Source organism: Coralliovum pocilloporae (genome assembly GCF_030845175.1).
GTDB classification, from domain to species: Bacteria; Pseudomonadota; Alphaproteobacteria; order Rhizobiales; family Cohaesibacteraceae; genus Coralliovum; species Coralliovum pocilloporae.
Genome location: NZ_CP132542.1, coordinates 3,548,885 through 3,572,393, shown reverse-complemented (window position 1 = coordinate 3,572,393; position 23,509 = coordinate 3,548,885). Strand labels below are relative to the sequence as shown.

General features: G+C 55.1%; 25 protein-coding genes. 19 read left to right on the top strand and 6 right to left on the bottom strand.

Annotated elements, in window-relative coordinates; genetic code table 11:
- Window positions 1–33 precede the first annotated feature (33 nt).
- From RA157_RS16205 to RA157_RS16175, 7 genes are all read left to right on the top strand, one after another.
- Complete coding sequence (locus RA157_RS16205) at window positions 34–258, top strand: twin-arginine translocase TatA/TatE family subunit (RefSeq protein ID WP_350334160.1); 225 nt, start codon at window positions 34–36, stop codon at window positions 256–258.
- Between the two features lie 46 nt (window positions 259–304).
- The gene (gene tatB, locus RA157_RS16200) at window positions 305–823 is read left to right on the top strand and encodes a Sec-independent protein translocase protein TatB (RefSeq protein WP_350334159.1); all 519 of its coding nucleotides are present in this window, start codon (window positions 305–307) and stop codon (window positions 821–823) included.
- Complete coding sequence (gene tatC, locus RA157_RS16195; protein ID WP_350334158.1) at window positions 820–1,599, top strand: twin-arginine translocase subunit TatC; 780 nt, start codon at window positions 820–822, stop codon at window positions 1,597–1,599. The genes tatB and tatC overlap by 4 nt, the downstream gene beginning before the upstream one ends.
- Window positions 1,600–1,651: 52 nt before the next feature.
- Window positions 1,652–2,926, top strand: coding sequence for a serine--tRNA ligase (gene serS, locus RA157_RS16190; protein WP_350334157.1), 1,275 nt, complete (start codon window positions 1,652–1,654; stop codon window positions 2,924–2,926).
- 78 nt (window positions 2,927–3,004) lie between these two features.
- Entirely contained in the window at window positions 3,005–3,766 is a 762-nt protein-coding gene (gene surE, locus RA157_RS16185; RefSeq protein WP_350334156.1) for a 5'/3'-nucleotidase SurE, read from the top strand.
- 51 nt (window positions 3,767–3,817) lie between these two features.
- A complete protein-coding gene (locus RA157_RS16180; RefSeq protein ID WP_350334155.1) occupies window positions 3,818–4,471 on the top strand; it encodes a protein-L-isoaspartate(D-aspartate) O-methyltransferase in 654 nt (217 codons plus the stop codon).
- Window positions 4,472–4,537: 66 nt separating this feature from the next.
- Entirely contained in the window at window positions 4,538–6,253 is a 1,716-nt protein-coding gene (locus tag RA157_RS16175; protein WP_350334154.1) for a peptidoglycan DD-metalloendopeptidase family protein, read from the top strand.
- 63 nt (window positions 6,254–6,316) lie between these two features.
- Here the strand turns inward: RA157_RS16175 and RA157_RS16170 are convergent, their stop codons facing one another.
- Window positions 6,317–7,192, bottom strand: coding sequence for an ATP-binding protein (locus tag RA157_RS16170; protein ID WP_350334153.1), 876 nt, complete (start codon window positions 7,190–7,192; stop codon window positions 6,317–6,319).
- Between the two features lie 184 nt (window positions 7,193–7,376).
- On the opposite strand from RA157_RS16170, the gene yajC reads away from it, so the two are divergent.
- From yajC to RA157_RS16140, 6 genes are all read left to right on the top strand, one after another.
- On the top strand, window positions 7,377–7,709 hold the full coding sequence (yajC, locus tag RA157_RS16165) for a preprotein translocase subunit YajC (RefSeq protein WP_350334152.1): 333 nt from the start codon (window positions 7,377–7,379) through the stop codon (window positions 7,707–7,709).
- 59 nt (window positions 7,710–7,768) lie between these two features.
- Complete coding sequence (gene secD, locus RA157_RS16160) at window positions 7,769–9,382, top strand: protein translocase subunit SecD (RefSeq protein ID WP_350334151.1); 1,614 nt, start codon at window positions 7,769–7,771, stop codon at window positions 9,380–9,382.
- Window positions 9,383–9,401: 19 nt separating this feature from the next.
- Window positions 9,402–10,343 (top strand): protein translocase subunit SecF, encoded by a 942-nt coding sequence (gene secF, locus RA157_RS16155; protein WP_350334150.1) that lies wholly within the window; start codon window positions 9,402–9,404, stop codon window positions 10,341–10,343.
- Window positions 10,344–10,357: 14 nt separating this feature from the next.
- Window positions 10,358–10,759 carry an Mth938-like domain-containing protein gene (locus tag RA157_RS16150; protein ID WP_350334149.1) on the top strand — a complete coding sequence of 134 codons (402 nt, stop codon included), beginning with the start codon at window positions 10,358–10,360 and terminating at the stop codon, window positions 10,757–10,759.
- Window positions 10,759–11,613, top strand: coding sequence for a phytoene/squalene synthase family protein (locus RA157_RS16145; RefSeq protein ID WP_350334148.1), 855 nt, complete (start codon window positions 10,759–10,761; stop codon window positions 11,611–11,613). The genes RA157_RS16150 and RA157_RS16145 overlap by 1 nt, the downstream gene beginning before the upstream one ends.
- Window positions 11,614–11,719: 106 nt before the next feature.
- Window positions 11,720–13,525 carry a DUF4153 domain-containing protein gene (locus RA157_RS16140; protein ID WP_350334147.1) on the top strand — a complete coding sequence of 602 codons (1,806 nt, stop codon included), beginning with the start codon at window positions 11,720–11,722 and terminating at the stop codon, window positions 13,523–13,525.
- Here the strand turns inward: RA157_RS16140 and trmFO are convergent.
- Window positions 13,470–14,882: a methylenetetrahydrofolate--tRNA-(uracil(54)-C(5))-methyltransferase (FADH(2)-oxidizing) TrmFO gene (gene trmFO, locus RA157_RS16135; RefSeq protein WP_350334146.1), complete on the bottom strand. Its 1,413-nt coding sequence runs from the start codon at window positions 14,880–14,882 to the stop codon at window positions 13,470–13,472. The genes RA157_RS16140 and trmFO overlap by 56 nt on opposite strands.
- Before the next feature lie 140 nt (window positions 14,883–15,022).
- Between trmFO and RA157_RS16130 the strand changes: the two genes are divergently transcribed.
- Window positions 15,023–15,634, top strand: coding sequence for a hypothetical protein (locus RA157_RS16130; RefSeq protein ID WP_350334145.1), 612 nt, complete (start codon window positions 15,023–15,025; stop codon window positions 15,632–15,634).
- 159 nt (window positions 15,635–15,793) lie between these two features.
- On the opposite strand, the gene RA157_RS16125 is transcribed toward RA157_RS16130, so the two are convergent.
- From RA157_RS16125 to uvrA, 4 genes are all read right to left on the bottom strand, one after another.
- Window positions 15,794–15,949 carry a DUF1127 domain-containing protein gene (locus RA157_RS16125; RefSeq protein WP_350334144.1) on the bottom strand — a complete coding sequence of 52 codons (156 nt, stop codon included), beginning with the start codon at window positions 15,947–15,949 and terminating at the stop codon, window positions 15,794–15,796.
- 306 nt (window positions 15,950–16,255) lie between these two features.
- Window positions 16,256–16,381 (bottom strand): DUF1127 domain-containing protein, encoded by a 126-nt coding sequence (locus tag RA157_RS16120; RefSeq protein ID WP_350334143.1) that lies wholly within the window; start codon window positions 16,379–16,381, stop codon window positions 16,256–16,258.
- Between the two features lie 56 nt (window positions 16,382–16,437).
- Window positions 16,438–16,587, bottom strand: coding sequence for a DUF1127 domain-containing protein (locus tag RA157_RS16115; RefSeq protein WP_350334142.1), 150 nt, complete (start codon window positions 16,585–16,587; stop codon window positions 16,438–16,440).
- A 310-nt stretch (window positions 16,588–16,897) separates the two neighbouring features.
- A complete protein-coding gene (uvrA, locus tag RA157_RS16110) occupies window positions 16,898–19,777 on the bottom strand; it encodes an excinuclease ABC subunit UvrA (protein WP_350334141.1) in 2,880 nt (959 codons plus the stop codon).
- Between the two features lie 261 nt (window positions 19,778–20,038).
- Here uvrA and RA157_RS16105 point away from each other — a divergent pair, with 261 nt between their 5' ends.
- From RA157_RS16105 to queE, 5 genes are all read left to right on the top strand, one after another.
- Window positions 20,039–20,515 carry a single-stranded DNA-binding protein gene (locus RA157_RS16105; protein WP_350334140.1) on the top strand — a complete coding sequence of 159 codons (477 nt, stop codon included), beginning with the start codon at window positions 20,039–20,041 and terminating at the stop codon, window positions 20,513–20,515.
- 134 nt (window positions 20,516–20,649) lie between these two features.
- Window positions 20,650–21,471: a cyclase family protein gene (locus tag RA157_RS16100; protein WP_350334139.1), complete on the top strand. Its 822-nt coding sequence runs from the start codon at window positions 20,650–20,652 to the stop codon at window positions 21,469–21,471.
- Window positions 21,472–21,721: 250 nt separating this feature from the next.
- Window positions 21,722–22,423, top strand: a complete 702-nt coding sequence (gene queC / locus RA157_RS16095) for a 7-cyano-7-deazaguanine synthase QueC (RefSeq protein WP_350334138.1) — start codon at window positions 21,722–21,724, stop codon at window positions 22,421–22,423.
- Between the two features lie 2 nt (window positions 22,424–22,425).
- The gene (locus RA157_RS16090) at window positions 22,426–22,782 is read left to right on the top strand and encodes a 6-pyruvoyl trahydropterin synthase family protein (RefSeq protein ID WP_350334137.1); all 357 of its coding nucleotides are present in this window, start codon (window positions 22,426–22,428) and stop codon (window positions 22,780–22,782) included.
- A complete protein-coding gene (queE, locus tag RA157_RS16085; protein WP_350334136.1) occupies window positions 22,779–23,504 on the top strand; it encodes a 7-carboxy-7-deazaguanine synthase QueE in 726 nt (241 codons plus the stop codon). The genes RA157_RS16090 and queE overlap by 4 nt, the downstream gene beginning before the upstream one ends.
- The last annotated feature ends 5 nt before the right edge of the window (window positions 23,505–23,509 follow it).

Here is a 23,509-nt window from a genome sequence, read left to right as displayed (position 1 = left end):
CCTCGAATAGAACAAGGCAAAGGAGTTAGGTGTATGTCGCTCGGATTCTGGCAAATTGTGATCATTGCCGTGATCGTCGTATTGTTGTTTGGTCGCGGTAAAATCTCCGAGCTGATGGGAGATGTTGCCAAGGGTATCAACAGCTTCAAAAAGGGGCTGGCTGAGGATGATACCGGCAAAGATCCGAAAACCATCGATCATGATGCCGCTGAGAATGCGTCTACGAGCAAATCCGAAGATAACACGAAAGCTGGCTGATCAGATCACCTGATCGCAGCTTTCAGCCTGTGCTGGATTTGTTGCAATGTTTGATATCGGATGGACTGAGCTTCTCGTTGTAGCGGCTGTTGCGATCCTTGTGGTTGGACCCAAGGATCTGCCTGGCATGTTGCGCACTTTCGGTCGGACATTCGGCAATTTCAAGCGTATGGCAAGTGACTTTCAGAGGCAGTTCAACAGTGCGCTTGAAGAGGCGGAACTGGATCAGCTTCAGAAGGAGCTTAAGGAAGCTCAGTCGATTGATCCTCTGGCACATCTGAAAAAGGACCTGATGGACCCGATTGAAGAGACCAAATCGGACATCAACAAGAATCTCAATTCAGATGTATCTGCGGACAACAAGACAGAAACTGCTGCAGAGACCGCGGCGCCTGCTGTGTCCAACCCGGGACCTGCCGGTGACCAGCAGGCTTCTGATGACTGGTCAAAGCGTCTGGATGAAGCTGTCTCAAGCCCGTCTGCGGCAGCTGCTCCAGAGCCTGCTTCTGTCAAGAATGAACCGGACGAGCCACAAAACGTGGCTGGCAAGGACGGCAAAGAATGAGCCAAGAGGATATTGATGACAGCCGTGCGCCGCTGATCACGCATTTGATAGAGCTGCGGCAACGGCTGTTCTATTCCGTGATTGCGCTTGTGGTGATGTTTGTCGTCTGCTTCTATTTCGCGGACCAGATCTTCAATATCCTGATCCTGCCTTATGAGAAGGCTGCCGGGGTGGAGCGTGAAATCCGCTTCATTTATACCGCGCCGCAGGAATACTTCTTCACACAGATGAAGCTGGCATTCTTCGGGGCTCTGTTCCTGGCTTTTCCGGTGATCGCCAGCCAGATCTACATGTTCGTTGCCCCAGGGCTATATCGCAATGAGCGGGGCGCATTTCTGCCCTATCTGATTGCGACACCGATCCTCTTTACCATCGGTGCGGCTCTGGTCTTCTTTGTGGTCATGCCACTTGCCATGCAGTTCTTCCTGTCTCTTGAGCAGCATGGAGCCGAGCAGGCTACCATCGAACATCTGCCTCGGGTCAGTGATTATCTCGGTCTGATCATGACGCTGATCTTTGCGTTTGGTCTGGTGTTTCAGTTGCCGGTGGTTCTGACGCTCGGTGCGCGTGCCGGTCTTCTCGGATCGCAAGGTCTGAAAGAGAAACGCAAATATGCAGTGGTGGTTACCTTTATCGTTGCAGCTGTCCTGACACCGCCTGATCCAATCAGCCAGTTGGGCCTTGCGATTCCCACATTGCTGCTCTACGAAATATCCATCATCGCTGTACGCATGGTTGAAAAGAAGCGGGCCGAGGCGGAAGCTGAAGCAGCCTGACATCGGCTTTGCAAGCAGCTCGGTTCCTCACTGTCTTTGATCGAAATCGGCTATGCTTGATATCAAATGGATTCGCGATAATCCCGACCTTCTCGATGCTGCTCTCGCCAAACGGAGTGCTGCGCCCGCGTCTGCTCACCTGCTTGAGCTTGATGAACGGCGCCGTGCCCATGTTCAGGCGCTTCAGGATGCCCAGGAGCGCCGGAATGCTGCATCAAAGGAAATTGGCAAGGCCAAAGGCAGTGGCGATGAGGAAAAAGCCAAGGCGCTGATTGATGAAGTGGCGCAGATCAAGAGTTTCCTGCATACGGCTGAAGAGACCGAGCGCGCACTGACAGCAGACCTGGAAGAAGCGCTGGCCAGCCTGCCCAATATTCCTCTCGATGATGTGCCGGTCGGTGCGGATGAAGACGATAATGTCGAGCTGCACAAATGGGGTCAGAAGCCGGATCTGGGTTTCCAGCCGAAAGAGCACTTTGACCTTGGTGAGCCGCTGGGCATGATGGATTTCGAGCTTGCTGCGAAATTGTCTGGCGCGCGCTTTGTTATTCTCCGCAGTCAGTTGGCGCGTCTTGAGCGGGCTCTTGGGCAGTTCATGATTGACCTGCATACCAAAGAGCATGGCTATCTTGAGGTTTCGACACCGGTTCTCGTGCGTGATGACGTGCTTTTCGGCACCGGTCAGCTTCCAAAGTTCGCCGAAGATCTGTTTCGTACGGAAGAGGGGCGCTATCTGATCCCGACCGCTGAGGTTACCCTTACCAATCTGGCCCGGGAACAGATCCTGAGCGAGCAGGAACTTCCGCTCAGATTTACAGCTCTGACCTATTGTTTCCGTTCGGAGGCGGGGTCAGCGGGTCGTGATACCCGTGGCATGTTGCGTCAGCATCAGTTCAACAAGGTCGAGATGGTGTCCATTACCCGGGAAGAGGATTCTCTGGATGAGCTGGAGCGGATGCGCGGATGTGCCGAGACGGTGTTGCAGAAGCTCGATCTCCATTATCGTACGGTAACGCTCTGCTCTGGTGATATGGGCTTCGGTGCCCGCAAGACCTATGACATCGAAGTGTGGCTGCCTGGGCAGGATATGTATCGCGAGATCTCAAGCTGTTCTGTCTGTGGTGATTTTCAGGCGCGCCGGATGAACTCCCGCTATCGGGTTGAGGGTGAGAAAGCCCTGCGCTTTACGCACACACTCAATGGTTCCGGCCTGGCTGTCGGGCGTACACTCATTGCGGTTCTTGAAAATTACCAGAATGAAGATGGTTCTATCACGGTGCCGGAAGTTCTGCGTCCCTATATGGATGGGTTGGAGCGGATCGGCTGACCGGATCGCTTTCAGGGTCAGATAGTTTTTAGGGCCAGATAGTTTCTGGGCCAGATAGTTTCTGGGGAGGAGCGGTGAATGCGTATTCTACTGACGAATGATGATGGCATTCACGCGCCCGGTCTGGAGGTGCTCGAATCGATTGCCCGGGACCTGTCAGATGATGTCTGGGTCGTTGCTCCGGAGACAGATCAGAGTGGTGCCTCTCATTCCCTGACGCTGAGCGACCCGTTGCGCAGTCGGGAGATTGGCCCAAAGCGGTTTGCCGTTTCGGGGACGCCGACTGACTGTGTGATTATGGGTCTTCGGCATCTCCTGGATACTCCGCCCGACCTGGTTCTGTCCGGGGTTAATCGTGGCCAGAACATTGCTGATGACACCACCTATTCAGGCACCATTGCCGGAGCCATGGAAGGTGTTGCGCTGGGCGTAAAGTCATTCGCGCTCAGTCAGGCATACGGCTGGGATGCCGCGTCTCAGGTGAACTGGGACTGCGCTCGAACGCATGGAGCGCGGGTGATCCGCAAGCTTCTGGCTGTTGAAACGCCAGGAGATACCCTGTTCAACATCAATTTCCCGGATTGTGCGCCGGATGACATTAAGGGGCTGCAGGTTACGCGACAGGGCAAGCGCGACCAGAACCTTCTGATGGTGGACGCACGTGAAGACGGGCGAGGGCGGCCTTATTACTGGCTGGCTTTCAGGCGTCATCTGTCCAACCCGGCAGAGGGTACGGACCTCTATGCCATCTACAACAATTATATCGCGGTTACCCCGGTCAAGCTTGATCTGACGGATCATGATATGCTGGCTTCAGTTGCAGGTGCGTTGGCCGAGTGAGTGCATCGCGTCTGGTTGGAAGGCCACAATGCCGGATTAGGCGGTTAAGCCATGAATGACATCTCCGATGATCGGATCAAACAGGCCCGGTTTATCCTGTCATTGAGGAGTGCCGGGGTGAACGACCGTCGGGTGCTGGCTGCGCTTGAGCGTGTGCCAAGACGTCTGTTTCTGTCTGCCCAGAATCAATCACATGCGGAGCAGGATGTTCCTTTGCCGATTGAATGCGGTCAGACAACATTCGCGCCGTCCCTTGTGGCCTATCTCACAGAAAAGCTGATGATCCCGGCCAATGCAAAGGTGCTGGAGATTGGTACCGGGTCCGGTTATCACACGGCCATTCTCGCCCAGATCGCGCGGCAGGTCTTCAGTCTTGACCGCTATCGAACCCTGGTGGATGAGGCCGAACGGCGCATGGCGACGCTTCGGATCGAGAACGTGGAATTGCGGGTGAGGGATGGTCAAAGAGGCCTGCAGCAGAAAGGGCCTTTTGATGCCATTCTCTGCAGTGTGGCGTTTTCTGAGAAACCTGACGGGCTTCTTGCTCAGCTCAAGGATGGCGGCACGCTGATTGCAGCTATCGGCCGTCCGGGAGAGGAGCAGCAGCTTATACGCTATCGGAAACGTGATGGCTCAATTCAGGAGGAACCATTGCGTTCCATCCGTTTTCGGCTTGCAGAAGATGGTGAAGCGCACAGCCTTTAATGCTTTAGAAAGGTTACTGCTTTTTAATCACGCTATATCAGTTTCGAGTATTGCGTGGGTTTCATTATGTGCAAGCGCGTTGATGTTGCCGGAAGAAACAGCCTGTTGCGCCTTCTTTCGATCGGATTGCTTGCTGGTGTTAGTGCTGGCTGTAGTGCCGATATAGATCGATTTAGTGATCCAATTCTGACCGGATCTACCGCAAATCAGCGGGCTATTGTAGGTGAGCGGACATCTGCTCCTGCCAAGCTGCCGCCGCGGTCAGCCTCCGTGCCGGTCACCTATGAACCTCAGCCACAGCGACAGGTGAGAGCGTCTGCTCCCCGTCAGAACTGGACCAATCCGGATCGCGTGGATCGTGTGACGACCGCAGGTATTCGGCGTCCGGATCAGACGCAGATCGTCAGTGCTCCGCTGCCAGCGCCGTCGCGACCAGCGCTGATCACGGGTAATGTCAATCGTCCTCTGGCTCCTCAGACGACGACTGCAAGCTATGATCCGCCACGCCCTCGCAATACGCCTCTGCCTCCGGTGGAGCCTGTACAGGTTACACGTCCTGCTGTTGATCCGGCCCATCAGGCCGCCGGTCAGGGTGGCTGGACCCGTGCCGGCGGGACTTACGTTCCGCTGCAGCGCGGTGAGACCATCTACAACGTTTCTCGTCGTTATGGGGTCCCGGTCTCTGCAATCCTGAAGGCCAACGGTATGGTCGATGCGTCTCAGGCTCAGGCTGGTCAACAGATCCTGATTCCGACTTATGTGCATTCGGCTTCTGCTCCGGTTTCTTCGCCGGACAGTGAACTGGCAACGATTGCGCGGAATACCAGTCGTAACACTGGCAATCACCGTGACTGGCAGAATGTGCCGGCTCCGGCGGCCAATCCGCAACGCCATCAGGGCGGTGTCCGTCTGCCGGTTGTCGAGCCATCCTATCCGCAAGTGGTTGCAGAGCGGCCGCAAGCCCCAAGGCCAGTGGTTCAGAACCCGGTACGGGTAGCCTCTGTATCAGAGCCACAAACGCAGACACAGCCTCAGCCACAGGTGCGCGCATTTCCGCGGACCGTACTCGCGCCGAAACGTGCGCCGCGTCGGGCAAGTCAGGTTGCGTCTGTCTCTGGCACCAAGCTGATCACCGGATCGGTTGCGAAAGACCCGTATAACAGGACAGCTGCACTGGTCCCGGCGCCAACCCGTCGTCCTGCCTATGTTGCGCAGGTGCGTAAGGCTGTACAGAACGGCACCGTTCAGAAGCAGGCAACTCTTCCGAGCCTTGAGCAACCGAAATCCAAACCGGCTGAGTTGACCCGGACGGCTTCGTTGTCGCCGACAACGGCTCCGACTTCCGTACAGCAGCGTATCGCGTCTGATGCGACATCCGTTCAGACCCCGAGGCAGGCCGCAACACGTGGTTTCCGCTGGCCGGTCAATGGTCGTATCATTTCGAATTATGGTGCGAAGACCGGCGGCCAGCGCAATGACGGCATCAACCTGTCTGTACCGATGAATACGCCTGTGAAGGCCGCTGAGGCTGGCAAGGTGATTTATGCAGGCAGTGAGCTGAAAGGTTATGGCAATCTGGTTCTGGTCCGTCATGCAGATGGCTGGGTTTCAGCCTATGCCCACAATTCTGAACTGACGGTCAGCCGTGGTCAGGATGTGCGGCGTGGCCAGATTATTGCCAAGTCAGGTCAGAGTGGCTCGGTTTCATCACCGCAATTGCATTTCGAACTGCGCAAAGGCTCCAAGCCTGTTGATCCGCTGCCTCACCTGAGCGGCGCGTGACCTTCCATCAACCACCCCGATATTTGAGAAACGCCCTCCATGCCGGAGGGCGTTTTTCGTTGTCTATGCCAATCTACTGCCCAGTCTACCGGCAAGGTCCTGAATATACTGCCAGGCCACACGTCCGGAACGGGATCCGCGTGTTGTGGACCACTCGAGTGCATCAGGCCGCCAGGTTTCTTCTTCCACAGAAAGATTGAAATGGGCGATATAGGCACGAATCATCGCCAGATAATCGTCCTGGGTACATTTGTGGAAGCCAAGCCAGAGACCGAAGCGGTCCGAAAGGGAGACTTTCTCTTCAACGGCTTCTGATGGATTGATTGCTGTTGACCGCTCATTTTCCATCATGTCCCGAGGCATCAGGTGACGACGGTTCGATGTGGCGTAGAAAATAACATTGTCCGGGCGGCCTTCAATGCCGCCATCCAGGGCAGCCTTCAGTGATTTGTAGGACGTGTCATCATTGTCAAACGACAGATCATCACAGAACAGGATGAACCGATGAGCAGCATTGCGCAGCCTGTCGAGAAGGTCTGGCAGGCTATCGATATCCTCCCGGTGGATTTCAACGAGCTTGAGTGCCTGACTTCCGCTCTGCCTGTCTGCATTGACGCTCGCGTGAGCGGCTTTCACCAGAGAGCTTTTGCCCATGCCGCGTGCGCCCCACAACAGCGCATTGTTGGCAGGCAGCCCTTGCGCGAACCGTCTTGTGTTGTCGAGCAGGGTGTTTCTGGCCCGGTCGATACCATGAAGAAGAATCATATCAACCCGATTGACCCGCTCTACGGGGATGAATCGGAATGGTCGTGTGGCCCAGGTGAATGCGTCTGCTGCATCAAAGTCCGGTTCCGGGGCCACTTCAGGACCAAGGCGCTCAACGGCGGATGACAATCTGTCAAGTTTTTCGAGAATTAACGCAAGCTCGGTCTTTTCCATCTGCGAAACCGTTCCTATTTGTTGGCTTGATCTTGCGGTTAGCTAAAACCCGGCGGAATGTCAAAAAAACAGACAAGAAAGCGGGTCGGCTGCGTTGTGGTTTTCATGCGGCTGCTATAAGGCTATAGTCCGCGCGCCTTGGGGGGAACTGCTCCGGGGCTTTACCAGTTTCGGGGAGTTTTGAATGTTCATCAGTCCAGCATATGCCCAGGCCGCCGGTGGCGCCGGGGGTGGAGATTTCCTTGTATCGCTGCTGCCGTTTATCCTGATCTTTGTGATCATGTGGTTCCTCATCATCCGGCCACAGCGCCAGCAGATGAAACGCCACAAGGAAATGATCGAGAATGTCCGTCGTGGCGATACCGTTGTCATGAATGGTGGATTGATCGGCAAGGTGACCAAGGTGGTTGATGAGGCCGAGCTGCAGGTCGAACTGGCCGAAGGCGTTCGCGTCCGCTGTGTCCGTTCAATGATTGCAGAAGTTCGCTCCAAGGGCGAGCCGGCAAAAGACGACTGAATAGAGTGATATCTCAGCTGGCCCGCTTGCGGGCTGCCTGAACGACTGACAGGGTGGCTATGCTACACTTTGCTCGTTGGAAAAGCTTTCTGATTCTGCTGACGGTGATCAGTGGCGTCGTGCTGACCATTCCCAATTTCTTTGATGAAGACAGCGTCAAGTCCTGGCCGGACTGGGTTCCATCCAAACAGATGGTTCTCGGTCTTGACCTTCAGGGCGGTTCTCACCTGCTTCTGCAGGTGGAGCGTGACGGACTGGTCAAGGAGCGCCTTGAAACCCTGCGCGGTGATGTGCGGAACCTTCTTCGTGAAGATCGGTTGCGCTACACCAATCTGGCGATTGCCAAGCAGGCGGTTCAGGTCCGCATTACCGACCCGACCAAAGTGGAGCAGGCCCGCGAGAAATTGCAATCTCTCGCGACACCGGTTTCGCTCGGCTTTGTGACCGGGCAGAGCTCTGTCAACGAGGTCGAGATCACGGTTTCTGACGGTAACCAGCTTCGACTGGCTCTGACTGAAGAAGGCATCCTCCAGCGGATCCGGTCAGCGGTCACTCAGTCGATTGAGGTGATTACCAAGCGCGTCAACGAACTTGGTACCACTGAGCCGACCATTCAGCGGGAAGGGGCCGACCGTATTCTGGTGCAGGTGCCTGGTCTTGATGATCCGGAGAGCCTGAAAGCCATTCTCGGTTCAACGGCAAAGCTGACCTTCCAGATGGTCGATGCAACGTCATCTGTTCAGGATGTGCTGAATGGTGGTCGCCCGCCGATCGGGACAGACCTTCTTTATGATACAGAAGATCCGCCTCAGCCTTATCTGGTGGAGCGTCGGGTTCTGGTTTCGGGTGAAGAGCTGTCAGATGCCCAGCCGGCTTTTGACCAGCGTACCAATGAGCCGATCATCACCTTCCGCTTCAATACATCGGGTGCGCGGAAATTCGGCCGTGCCACACAGGAAAATGTCGGACGTCCTTTTGCGATTGTTCTTGATGGTTCTGTGATTTCGGCACCAGTGATCCGGGAACCTATCCTGGGTGGCTCCGGTCAGATCTCTGGTAGCTTCACTGCTGAGACCGCCAATAATCTGGCTATCCTGCTGCGTGCCGGTGCACTGCCCGCAGAGTTGACCATCATTGAAGAGCGGACCGTTGGGCCAGGCCTTGGTGCCGATTCCATTGAAGCCGGTAAAGTGGCCGGTATCATTGGTGCCGTGGCTGTTGTGGTCTTCATGATCCTCTCCTATGGCCTGTTTGGTGTTCTCGCCAATACGGCGCTGGCGGCCAATATCCTGCTGATTGTTGGCACATTGTCCGTTCTTGGAGCGACGCTGACACTGCCTGGTATTGCCGGTATCGTTCTGACCATCGGTATGGCGGTGGATGCCAACGTGCTGATTTATGAGCGTATCCGCGAAGAAGCGAGAATTGGCCGATCAGCCATTGCCTCAATCGATGCGGGCTTCAGCCGGGCACTGGGAACCATTCTTGACGCCAATATCACCACATTGATTGCGGCGGTCATTCTGTTCTCGCTCGGGTCAGGCCCCATTCGCGGATTTGCGGTGACACTTGCCATTGGTATCGTCACCACGGTGTTCTGCGCTTTCACCTTCAATCGTTTTCTGATTGCCCAGTGGGTGCGGATGAAGCGCCCGACTGCTGTGCCGATCTGACCGTCTGGAGACCAAGATTATGATACGTTTGATTCCGGACGATACCGCATACAAGTTTATGCACCATCGGCGCTGGAGCTTCCCGCTTTCAGCTCTCCTGCTGGTCGGCTCTCTGGTCATGTTTGGTATCAATGGACTGAATCTCGGAATTGACTTCCGGGGCGGGACATTGATTGAAATTCAGACCACTGACGGACCGGCCGACATTGGCAATATCAGGCAGGCGGTTGGCAGCCTCAACTTCGGTGATGTTGAGGTTCAGGAATTTGGTTCCCCCACTGAAGTTCTGATCCGCGTTGAGCAGCAGGATGGTGGCGAGACCGCGCAGCAGAATGTAATTGCCAAGGTCCGCCAGGTTCTTGGTGAAGACAACATCAATTACCGCCGGGTTGAGGTGGTCGGACCCCGCGTGAGTGGTGAGCTGACCCGAACCGGTATTATTGCTGTCCTTTCGGCGCTGTTTGCGGTTCTGGTCTATATCTGGTTCCGGTTTGAGTGGCAGTTCGCCGTGGGCGCCGTCCTGGCCACCATGCACGATGTCATTCTGACCATTGGTATGTTTGCGGTCCTGCAGCTGGACTTTAACCTTGCCAGTATCGCCGCAATCCTGACCATTGTGGGGTATTCGCTGAACGATACCGTTGTGGTCTATGACCGGATCAGAGAGACGTTGCGCAAGTACAAAAAGCGTCCGTTGGCGGAGCTGCTTGATGTTGCCATCAACCAGACACTGTCCAGAACGGTCCTGACCTCTGTCACGACCTTGCTGGCTCTGGGCTCGCTGTTCTTCTTTGGTGGCGAGGTTATTCGCTCGTTCACCTTTGCCATGATCTGGGGTGTGTTTGTTGGCACTTATTCCTCCGTGTTTATGGCAGCGCCACTGTTGATCTTCCTGAAGCTGCGGCCACAGCAGCTGCATGATGAAGAAGATGGTGACACCGTTGGGGCAGGCTCGGTCTAGCCGGAGAAACACAGATGAAACGCGGTCAGGGGATTGAGATACGGGATGCCCATTTCCCTGACCGGGCACCGATAGACGCCTACGGTAATGGCGGCTTTCGCTTTGCCGATATGTCCCACAAGGGATCACTGCTCTGCATACCGTCGGGCATTTATGGCTGGCCATTGATATCGGCAGAACAATTCGATGAGACGGCCTTTTCCCGGATCCTTGAAGAAGCTGACCAGATTGAAGTCCTGTTGATCGGGTGCGGGTCGGAACTGACGCTGCTTGACCCGGAGCTGAGGCAGAGATTTCGTGATCTGGGCATCATGGCAGACCCCATGTCGACCGGGGCCGCTATCCGCACCTACAATGTGCTCCTTTCGGAAAAACGGGCCGTCGCTGCTGCACTGCTGGCTGTGGAGAGTCCATAGTGGGTACAGCTGCCTCGGAAATTGACGCCTGTGTGGCATTGGTCCGTCGCGATGACCGGCCGCGCTATCTTGCGACCTTGCTTGCGCCTGCTGCCTGTCGCGATGATCTGATGGCTCTCTATGCCTTTAACTGTGAACTGAGCCGTATTCCCCTTGTGGTGAATGAGCCCATGGCCGGAGAAATCAGGGTCCAGTGGTGGCGGGATGCGCTGGCTGGTGAGGGACATGGAGATGTGCGATCCAACCCGGTGGCCGCAAGCCTGCTGGACACGATTGAGCGTCACCGCTTGTCTTTCACCGATTTTGACGCCGTTCTGAATGGCTGCAGTGTGGAACTTGATGGCGGCTTTCTGGCCGATATGAACGCACTTGAAGGCTATCTGGGCGAGCGTGTTTCCATGCTTTTCAAGCTTGCTGGTTTGATATCCGGTCTTGCGCCAACAACGCCCGGCCTGGCAGATGCGAGTGGTCACAGCGGGGTGGCTTATGGGCTGACATCGGTTCTGGCCAGTTTTGCAATGGACAGGAAAAGCGGGCGTTGTTTCATCCCGGAGCAGGTCTGTCATGCTCATGGGCTTACCTTTGAGACGATTGCCGCAGGCGATGAACAGGCGAAGCTGACGGATGCGCTGACAGAGCTTCACGATGCTGCCTGGAGACATCTCCGATTGGCTGAAGAGTACATTATGCTCCTGCCGGATGGACACAGACGGAGCTTTCTGCCGATTGCTCTGCTGCCGGCACGTTTGAAGCAGTTGAAGGCAATCCTGTCTGATCCGGGACGACCTGTGGCTGATCGGTCTCAGCTTGGGTTGCAATGGACCCTGCTCAGGAATTTGCGCCGATTCAGCTAGAACGGATGTACTCTGGCACGGGATCTGCTGCCTGTCGTCATTTCGCCTTAAAGCTCGGCTCTGACTCCAATATAGAACTTTGAATATTTGGGTCAGGACTCACTTTATGACCAAACCTGGTTTTGTTTCCCGGTTACGCCGGTTTATTTTGCCGGACCTTGAACGGGCCGTTATCCGTTTTCCCCTTTCGTTTTTGTGCGCCTGGGGGCTGACATTTGATGTTGTTGCCATTCTGCTTTTGGATTTTGATCGAAGGATTCTGGAATCCGATGGTCACCTGCTGCTGACTGCCGGGTTTTTCTGGTTTCTCACCATTGATCTGATCCGTGAAGACAGAGCCTGGTCCCGAGCAAGCGCGACTGCTGTGGCGCTGGCGGGCTTCCTCCCGCTTGCTGCGCTGACCTTCTTTGGAACGGGTGACTGGTCCATCGGCTGGCCAGGTCTACTCGTCGGTCTCGTGCTCTTGTCCAGCGTTGCCGGATATATGTCTCCGGGACAGAGCCTGATGGATTATTGGCGGTTTAACCGCTCCTATGTGCTGGGTGCAGCTCTGTCCCTGGCAGGAGCCAGCTTTTCCATTGGTGGCCTGTTTGTCATCAATGAGAGCCTTGATGCCCTGTTTGGCGTATCGTTTTCTGAACAGATTTCGGAAATCCTCGCGCCGATTTTCCTGATTGGCTTGATGGCGACATACTGGCTGGCGTTCCTGCCGACCCGTACGGAGGTGGCGGTATCTACCGCTGCTGAAGGACTCGATAAGGCTGTTCTGCTCCTGGGACGGATGGTCCTTTTGCCGTTGCTCCTGCTCTATGCTGTTCTCCTGTTGGCCTATGCGGGAAAGATAGGGCTCGACCTGAGCCTGCCGAAGGGCGTGCTGGGAACAATCGTTCCGGCTTTCGGGGTAACCGGTGCGGCCGCTGTTCTGCTTCTTTATCCTGATCGGGATGATGTCCGGTTTGTCCGCTGGTTCTCTGACTGGTGGTTTGCGGTCACGCTGATCCCGACGGTCCTGTTGGGCATTGCCCTGTGGCAGCGCTATGCGAGTTATGGCCTGACGGATGCGCGCTATGCCCTTGCGCTTGTCTTTATCTGGATGGCCGTTCTCGGCGTGGTCTTTACGATCAAGCGCCAGAACCGGGATCTGCGATGGATTGTCGGCGGCCTGGCTGGCCTGTTTCTTCTCACATCTGTGGGGCCATGGGGGCTGGAGGCGCTTCCAGTGCGTGAGCAGAGCAGGGCAGTTGCTGGTATTCTTGAGCAACAGGGAAAACTCGACGCAGGTCGGGCACACTCGTTGACGTCAGAACAGCCACTGGTTCTGTCCGGGCAGGATTATGGTCGGCTGTCAGGCGCTGTGCAGTATCTCAGGCATAAGGGGCAGCTGTCCCGACTGGAGCCGTTGTTTGCAGAATCTGGCGAGGATGGAAGTCCGTTTCCTGGGAATGACGAAACGATACAGCAGCGGATCCTCGCCCTTTTCAAGGTAAAGCCAGGAGAGGAGGTCGAAGACGGCCTGTTGCCGAATGGAATGGTCTGGACCTCAGCTTTCCTCAAAGGCGGCGAGCAGTCTCTGGCTGATTATTCGACTGTTCTCGGTGTGGTCTCAATTGACTACGATCTCAAATCGGCATTGCCTGACGGTTGGAAAGCCTCAAAGGAGAAGGGTGATCTGATCATTCAGCGGAAAGGATCAGACCAACCTGCTGCGGGTTTCCGCTTCCCGGTTGGTGCTTTGACGAAGGAGGCCGGGAAAGGTTTCACTCTTGGGCTAATCAAGCCTGAGGGCGCGCAGGCTGCAGGTCTCGCTCTGCTGCCAACGCGTGTGGAAGTGCGTGAATATGACAATACGCTGGAGATTATTCGGGGCGAGTTTGTTGTGTTGCAACGGTCTGCCATTGCTCCAGATCAATAAGCGCTCGCCGGGTCATTGTGCTCTTCTTCAGCTTGCCTTTTTCCGGCCCGCGCAGTCGCTTGACCCCTTCCGGTTTTTTGATTTCAACGGGAGGGAAAAGGCCGAAATTGACGTTCATGGGCTGGAAGGAGCGTTTTCCTTTCGGCTCATCGTCGCTTGACAGATGGCCGCCGGTGATATGCCCGAGCAGGGCACCGAAGGCCGTTGTTTCCGGTGGCGGGGTCAGAGTATGACCAAGATGTTCTGCCGCAGTGAACAGACCTGCCAACAGGCCGATCGCTGTTGATTCCACATAGCCCTCACAACCGGTAATCTGGCCTGCAAACCGAAGGCGCGGAGCGGCCTTGAGGCGGAGTGAAGCGTCCAGAACCTTTGGCGAATTGAGGAACGTGTTGCGATGCAGGCCGCCAAGGCGGGCAAACTCCGCGTTCTCAAGACCCGGGATCATGCGGAAGATATCGGCTTGTGCGCCATATTTCAGTTTGGTCTGAAAACCCACCATATTATAGAGCGTTCCCAGAGCGTTATCCTGCCTGAGCTGGATGATGGCGTGGGGTTTGATGTCCGGATTGTGCGGGTTGGTCAGGCCGACCGGCTTCATCGGGCCATAGCGCAGGGTTTCACGCCCGCGTTCAGCCATCACTTCAATCGGCAGGCAGCCGTCAAAGTATGGGGTGTTGCTTTCCCATTCCTTGAAATCTGTTTTCTCGCCATCAATCAGGGCATCGATAAAGCGGTTATACTGCTCCTCATCCATGGGGCAGTTGAGGTAGTCCTTACCGGTGCCGCCAGGGCCGGGTTTGTCGTATCGCGACTGGAACCAGGCCTTGCTCATGTCCACACTGTCTGTATGGATGATTGGCGCAATCGCATCAAAAAAGGCGAGCTGGTCTTCACCGCTCAGGGCCAGTACAGCCTCCGCCAGTGCGGGGGACGTGAGCGGGCCTGTTGCGATGATGCAGTTGCCCCAGTCCTCTGGTGGCAGGCCAGCGACTTCGCCTCGTTCCACGGTAATCAGCGGATGGTTCGACAAAGCTTCTGTGACTGCTGCAGAAAAGCCGTCTCTGTCGACAGCAAGCGCGCCACCTGCAGGAACCTGATTGGCATCAGCAGACCGGAGGATCAGCGATCCCATCCGTCTCAGCTCTTCATGCAGGAGGCCCACCGCATTGAATTCGGCATCATCAGATCGGAAGGAGTTTGAACAGACCAGTTCAGCGAGCCCGTCCGTCTGGTGGGCATCAGTTCCGCGTACTGGGCGCATCTCGTGCAGAACCACATTCAGGCCGCGTTCAGCGAGTTGCCAGGCTGCTTCTGATCCGGCGAGACCGCCGCCAATAACATGAACAGGTTTCAAGTCCGAACCTCGATGATGCCGCAATGAGAGAGGAGTGCGTTCTAGCCGATCCAGTACGCAGGAACAAGCGAAACCCTTTTGAGTGTCTTGTGTCGCGGATCAATCCCATCTAAAAAATGGCTTGGATCTGGATGGGGCATATGAGAACAGCAGCAGCGATAGCAATGGCACTTGTATTGGCGGGATGTGCCGGGCAACTTAATGGCGCTCACGGGAACTGGTATTCCAAATATGGCTTGAGCGCGCCGAAGCAGGGCAGGGTTATTATATGTCATGGTTTCGGCTGTCATCTTCGCGGTGTTGTCAATTTCTCTCGTTCTGACCGTGCAGAACTGGCTAGTATTCTCGAAAGAGGAAAAGAAAGCCCTGTGGCGGAGCGTCAAGCGTTGTCGAAAGCCGTTCAATGGTATGAAACGGTCGTCGGGCGTCGTGTGGGCTCAAGTGGTGATGTCGGCGGGCTCGATATGGCCAATGCTGGTGTGGCCGGTCAGATGGATTGTATCGATGAATCAACAAACACCACCAGTCTCCTGCTTTTGGCGGAACAGGATGGTTTATTGAGATATCATCGAACTGCTCATCCGATTGCTCGTGGATTTCTGCTTGATGGGCGATACCCGCATGCCTCGGCAACCATTGTCGAGAACGAGACTGGACAGGCTTTTGTGGTGGATAGCTGGATCAGAGCGAATGCAGAACGACCGGACATTATGACCGTCGAGAAATGGTTCGCGACCCGTCCATCAATTTAACGTTGTTTCTGTACTGTTTTATGAAACAGCCCCAGAATAGAAAAAGCCCGCTGGTGGGAGGAACCAGCGGGCCTTTTATGTGCCGAAAGCGGGAGGAGGATACTTCCGGCTTATCTGCAGAGCGTTGGGAGGAGGAGAGCGCTCTGCAAAATCGGTGTCTTACATGGCAGTCCGACGTGCGATCACATCAATGTCGCTGCGGCTGATGCCCAGATCGTCCAACTCGTGACGTGTCAGGCGAGAAAGCTCGGAATAGGTGTCCCGGTACTTGCGCCATTTTTTGAATGAGCCGTAGAGAGATGTAAACATGGTCATCACCTCGGTCTGAGTTACAACATCGTGTCTGTTGCATTCTATATAGGGTGATTGAGTCAAAATGTGCAGTGCAACATTGATGTGGCTGCTATGCAAAATTGGAATGGATCAAAAGAGGCTGATTTCCGCAGATTTTTGAATTTTGCACTGCGTCATAATAGATTGACTCTACTCCGAACATAAAAAAAACCTGCTGGTGGGAGGAGATACCAGCAGGCCTTTTAGTCAACCGGAAATTGGGAGGAAGTTCCGGCTAAGCCCTGGGATATGGGAGGAGGATTATCCCGGGCTATCTCTTCATTGGTCTTAGCGGAAATCGCCGCGAACAAGACCAAGATCATCCAGTGCACGAGCTGGCAGTTTTGCCAGTGAGCGTGCAGATTTACGCTGAGTGTTCCAGCTCTTCAAAGTACCAAAAAGCGTATTCAGCATTGGACTGCTCCATGTCCATTTGAAAGTTATGATAACTTCCAGTTGTTTCTAAATGCTTACTTCATTTTCCGGTGTGCGATCTTGGAAATATCGCCCGGAATAATACCCAGATCATCAAGCTGGCGACCGGACAGCTGTGACAGCTGAGATACCGTTGACCGATACTGACGCCACTGCTTGTAAGAACCGTAAAGCGACGTGAACATGGCAAAACCCTCTTGCTCGATGTTATGTTGTTGAGCGTTACATAGTCCTGATTATTGGAAATTTGGAGTGCCGGTTTTGCAAATCTGTCATGCATTTTTTGCAGAGGCGTTTTGCGTCAAGTAAAAGTCGGATTTAGACTGTCGCCAGTATGTATGATTTTGGCTAGAAAATGCACTAAGTGTCTGTTTTAAAATTTTATTTTATAAAAATAGTATTTTGAATATGTTTCGTCAGCACTTTTGGGAAATACAGAGAAACGGCATCCATGGCATTGACGCTCTGCGTGTTATGCAATGGATGCCTGCGTGTTTATTCGGCCGCGCTTGCTGATGTTGGCTCTGGCCGTCGCTCGAACAGCTCTTTCAGGAACCGCCCGGTATAGGAACCCTCGCATAAGGCCACATCTTCCGGTGTACCTTCGGCCACGATCGTACCTCCGCCGTCTCCGCCTTCAGGGCCCAGATCGACAATCCAGTCAGCTGTTTTGATGACTTCAAGATTATGTTCGATAACCGCTACCGTGTTGCCCTGGCCCACCAGCTCATGCAGGACTTCGAGCAGTTTTGCCACATCGTGGAAATGGAGACCGGTTGTTGGTTCGTCGAGAATGTAGAGGGTCCGGCCGGTTGCCCGTTTTGACAATTCCTTGGCAAGCTTCACCCTTTGAGCCTCGCCTCCTGACAGAGTGGTGGCCTGCTGGCCGACCTTGATATACCCAAGACCAACCCGCTGAAGGGTCAGCAATTTGTCACGGACAGCGGGGACCGCCGCGAAAAACTCAACACCTTCATCCACTGTCATTTCAAGGATGTCGGCAATGGACTTGCCCTTGAAAGCAACTTCCAGAGTTTCCCGGTTATAGCGTTTGCCTTTGCAGACATCGCAGGTCACATAGACGTCGGGCAGGAAGTGCATTTCGATCTTGATGACCCCGTCACCCTGACAGGCTTCACAGCGGCCACCCTTGACGTTGAAAGAGAACCGTCCCGGCTGATAGCCGCGTGCCTTGGATTCCGGCAGCCCGGAGAACCATTCCCGGATTGGTGTAAACGCACCTGTATAGGTGGCCGGGTTGGAGCGTGGTGTTCTGCCAATAGGGGATTGGTCGATATCGATCACCTTGTCCAGATGTTCGAGACCATTGAGGGAATCGTGCGGAGACGGATTATCCCGCGCACCATTCAGCCTGCGTGCCACGGCCTTGTAGATTGTATCCAGCAGAAGGGTGGACTTGCCGCCTCCTGAAACGCCGGTCACACAGGTAAAGGTTCCCAGAGGAATGGACGTTGACACATTGCGCAGATTGTTCCCGCGCGCACCCTTCAGCTTGAGGGCGCGGCTTTTCTTGATCTTGCGGCGCTTATCCGGCTGGGGAATGCGAATGGCACCTGACAGATATTGCCCGGTAAGAGATTTCGGATTGGCCATGATATCCTGAGGCGTACCGGCTGCAATCACCTCGCCACCATGCACACCAGCACCGGGGCCAATATCAGCAACGAAATCAGCGGCCAGAATGGCGTCTTCATCATGTTCAACCACGATAACCGTATTGCCGAGATCACGCAGATGCTTCAACGTCTCAAGCAGACGTTCATTATCGCGCTGATGAAGGCCGATGGATGGCTCATCAAGAACATAGAGAACACCGGTCAGCCCAGAACCGATCTGGGACGCGAGCCGGATGCGCTGGGATTCTCCACCTGACAGGGTGCCGGATCCACGCGACAAGGTGAGATAATCCAGCCCCACATCATTGAGAAATTTCAACCGCTCCCGGATTTCCTTCAGAATGCGCCCGGCAATTTCCTGTTTCTTGTCTGAAAGGTCATCTGAAATAGTATCGAACCACTGACCGGCAGCTTTGATGGACAGGTCGGAAATTTCTCCCACATGCCTGTCACCAATCTTGACCGCGAGTGCTTCTGATTTCAGGCGATAACCAAGACAGGTGGAGCATGGTGTGGTGGTCATGTATTTTTCGATCTCTTCGCGAGACCAGTTGGATTCCGTTTCCCGCCAGCGCCGTTCCAGGTTGGGGATAACACCTTCGAAGGTTTTTTTGGTCTGGTATGACCGGACGCCATCATCATAGTGGAAGGCGACTTCTTCCTTGCCAGTGCCATAGAGGATAGCCTGCCGGGCTTTCTCGCCAATGTCTGACCATCGGTCGCTTACGGCAAACGCGAAATGCCGTCCCAGCGCTTCAAGGGTCTGGGCGTAATAGGGGCTTGAGGACTTCGACCATGGCGCAATGGCGCCACCACGCAGCGTTTCTGAATGATCAGGAACCACAAGGTCTTCTGAAACAGATCGCTCGGTCCCGAGGCCGTCGCAGCTCGGGCAGGCGCCAAACGGGTTGTTGAAGGAAAACAGACGGGGTTCAATTTCAGGAATGGTGAAACCAGAGACAGGGCAGGCGAACTTCTCGGAAAAGGTCATCCGTTTGGGGTTGCCTTTTTCATCCTTCTCGTCTGCGAATTCCGCAATGGCGATGCCTTCTGCCAGCTGAAGTGCAGTCTCGATGGAATCTGCCAGACGCGTTGCCATGTCAGGGCGAACGACGAGCCGGTCCACGACCACATCGATGTTGTGCTTGAATTTCTTGTCCAGAGCCGGGGCATCGGCGATCTCGTAAAATTCGCTGTCAATCTTCACGCGCTGAAACCCGCGCTTCATCAGCTCGGCCAATTCCTTGCGGTATTCACCCTTACGGCCACGAACGATTGGAGCCAGGAGATACAGGCGGGTCTTCTCCGGCAGGCTAAGCACGCGATCGACCATCTGGCTGACAGTCTGGCTTTCGATCGGCAATCCGGTCACCGGAGAATAAGGCGTGCCAACGCGCGCAAACAGAAGGCGCATATAGTCATAGATCTCGGTGACTGTGCCGACTGTTGATCGCGGGTTCCGTGAGGTGGTCTTCTGCTCAATCGAAATGGCAGGGGAAAGGCCATCAATCTGATCCACGTCCGGTTTCTGCATCATCTCAAGGAACTGCCGGGCATAGGCTGAGAGCGATTCCACGTAACGGCGCTGACCTTCTGCATAAATCGTGTCGAAGGCGAGAGACGATTTACCCGAGCCGGAAAGGCCGGTCATCACCACCAGCTTGTCCCGTGGCAGGTCCAGATCGACATTCTTCAGATTATGTTCGCGCGCACCTCGCACGGATATTTTGGTCAACACGTGCCGATCCCCAGATTACGTCTTTTATAACTCTTGACCCGGCGATGCGGATCATCAGGCATAGATAGAGCTCAATCGCTGAAAAGCAAAGCCTCGACAGAATCAATTTTACAATGGAACATAACATGAACAATGGGCTTGTGCATGCTGGTTATTTGTGGAAAGAATAGAGACAAGGGGCTTGCCGCTGCAAATCATCTATGGATTGTGGCGGTGATGGTATAGGTTGGCGACAAAAGCGTTGCGAGCAGGAGCAGGAATATGGCGGGTAGTGTCAACAAGGTCATTCTGGTTGGAAATCTGGGAGCTGATCCCGAGATCCGCAGAACGCAGGATGGGCGCGCCATTGCCAATTTGCGGATTGCCACCTCTGAAAGCTGGCGTGACAAGATGAGCGGTGAGCGTCGCGAGCGGACCGAATGGCATCGTGTGGTCATCTTCAATGATGGCCTGTGCCGTGTGGCTGAGCAGTATCTGCGTAAAGGATCCAAGGTCTATATCGAAGGTCAGCTTCAGACGCGGAAATGGCAGGACCAGTCCGGCCAGGATCGTTATTCCACTGAGATCGTCCTCCAGGGCTTCAACTCGACACTCCAGATGCTGGATGGCCGTGATGGTGCTGGCGGTGGCGGCGGTGCCCCGGCCAATTATGGCGGTGGCGGCAATGATGGCGGTTATGGTGGTCCACAGCAGGGTGGTGGTTTCTCCAGCGATATGGATGATGAAATTCCATTCTGAGGTTCTGATTTCAGATCTTTGCGATCAACCGCGCTGACATATTTGTTAGCGCGGTTTTTTGTTTTCCGGGCTGTGGCGTGTTGCCTTTCCTGATGTCCGGGTGGAAACTGATCCTTTCTACCTGGGAGGAAGATATGTGCGATGCCTGCGTGATGAATGCCGTCAAGGACCGGATGTTGTCCCGGCGTGATCTGTTCAAGGTTGGTGCGTCAGGAGCTGCTGCTGTTGCCACAGCTGCGGCCTTGACTGCTACTCCGGCCTCTGCGTCCGGATTTGACCGGGTGGAAGACCTTACTCATGAACTTCATGAAGGTTTCCCCACTTATTTCGGCAAGCCCGGTATTTCGCTTGAGCAGAAGTTCAACTGGGCTGAGCACAAGTTCAATCTTCTCGAGATGAAGCTGAACGAACATACCGGTACCCATATTGATGCGCCGCTGCATTTCTCTGAGGATGGCCAGTCGGTGGCTGAAATCCCGGTGTCCAGCCTTATTGCACCGCTATGCGTGGTGGATATTGCCGCGCGTGCGGCGGACGATGCGGATACGCTGGTGACACCGGATGACCTGAAAGCCTGGATCAGCAAGAATGGTGATATTCCGGCCAATGCCTGTGTGGCCATGTACTCAGGCTGGGGCAGCAAAACCGGAAGTGATGGTTTCCGCAATGCGGATGCGGAAGGCAAGCAGCATTATCCGGGGTTCCATGTGGAAGCCGCCCAGATGCTGATGGAAGAGACAGGTGCCATGTCGCTGGCCTCTGACACCCTGTCTATTGACCACGGGATCTCGTCGAATTTCGCCACCCATTATGCATGGCTTCCAACAGGTCGTTTTGCCATCGAGAATATTGCAAATCTCGACAAGGTTCCGGCGAAGGGGGCGACACTGGTTATCGGAGCGCCGAAACACAGGGGTGGTACGGGTGGTCCGGCCCGTATCTTCGCCATGGTCTGAACGGACGTTTCGTCTGTTCTCTTTCAAAGAGCCAGGCCGTTCCATTAAGGCACCAGGCTTCTAACTTGTAGCGGCCTTGGTGCTTTAATGCGCTGTTTTTCGTGCACTCTTGCTTGAAAAGCCTGAAAGACTTTCAGGAAGACGTGGAGTGGAACGGCTTGCCTTTGCTGTCTGTTGTGTTTATCACACGGCAGTTCGCCCGCATTCTGCGGGCCCGGTCGCAGCCTACCCGGTAAAAACAAGGATGAATATGAAAACGCTTGTAGTCTGTTCCGGCGGCATGGATTCTGTGACGCTGGCTTATCATGTGGCGAAAGAGCATGAGCTCGCTCGTCTGCTGTCATTTAACTATGGACAACGACACAGCCGTGAGCTGGATTGCGCGCGCGCTGCAGCTGATGCTCTGTCTGTGCCGATTGATGTCCTGGATATCTCCGCCGTCGGTGCCTTTCTGTCCGGGTCAGCCCTGACTGATGATGTGGCTGTTCCGGATGGTCATTATGCCGAGGAAACCATGAAGGCGACGGTTGTTCCAAACCGTAATGCCATCATGATGACCATAGCCTTTGGCATCGCGTCGGCCCGGAAACTGGATGCGGTCGCGGTTGCGGTTCACGGTGGCGACCACTTTATCTATCCGGATTGCCGTCCCGGCTTTATCGCCGCTTTTCAGGCCATGCAGAATGAAGCTCTTGAGGGGATGGGCGAGATCACGCTCTATACGCCTTATGTGACCCGCTCAAAGGGGGATATTGCAGCTGATGGTGTGCGGCTGGGTGTGCCGTTTGCTGAGACCTGGTCCTGCTATAAGGGTGGCGATCATCACTGCGGCCGCTGCGGCACCTGCGTCGAGCGCCGCGAAGCCTTTGATCTGGCTGGCGCTGAAGACCCGACTGTCTATGAAGACCCGGATTTCTGGCGGGCGGCCATTGCGTCTGCCGAGGTGCGCTGACCATGTACACGATCTCGAAGCAGTTTCACTTTTCGGCGTCCCATCAGTTGATCGGTCTGCCGGAAGACCATCCCTGTGCACGGCTTCATGGGCATAATTATATCGCGGAAGTCGAACTCCGGTCCGAGGTGTTGAACAGCGTCGGATTTGTCAGGGACTATCGCGAGCTTGCAGCCCTGAAAGACTATATCGACGGCCAGCTTGATCACCGTCACCTGAACGATGTGCTGGGTGATGATCTGGTTACAGCTGAACGCCTGGCGAAGCACCTTTTTGACTGGGCGTCTGCGCGATGGCCGGAGGTCTCAGCGGTACGGGTCAGTGAAACGCCCAAGACCTGGGCGGAGTACCGTCCGTGACTGCGGAACGGATTCGCATCAGTGAAATCTTTGGCCCGACCATCCAGGGCGAGGGTGCTCTGATCGGCAGGCCTACGGTTTTTGTACGGACTGGTGGCTGTGATTTCCGCTGTTCCTGGTGCGATACGATCTATGCAGTGGATTCTGCTTTCCGTCATGACTGGAAGCCCATGTCAGCAGAAGCCATTCTGGACGATGTGGAGCGCCTGAGTGGCGGGGAGCCTATCCTGATTACCCTGTCGGGGGGAAATCCGGCTATCCAGCCGTTGGGCGGTCTGTTGCGCGCTGGCCATGAGCGCGGGCACAGTTTTGCCATGGAAACCCAGGGTTCTCTGGCAAAGGACTGGTTTGCGCAGCTGGACTATCTGACACTCAGCCCCAAGCCGCCATCCTCAGCGCATACTCTCAGCGACCACGATATAGAAGCCTGTCTTGATGCTGCGGGTGATCATCCTGAGAGTGCTCTCAAGTTTGTTGTCTTTGATGAGACTGATTATCAGTTTGCGAAACAGATAGCGGCTCAGTATCCATCATTGTCGGTCTATCTGCAGCCGGGAAACCGGGACGTGGATGGGCTGGAGCAGCCGGGGGAGCCTGATCAGGATGGCCTCATGAGCAAGCTTGAATGGCTGGTGGAACGGGTCGCCGAAGATCGCTGGTTCAAAGCAAGCGTGCTGCCCCAGCTGCATGTGGTGATCTGGGGCGGCAAACGCGGCGTCTGAAATGT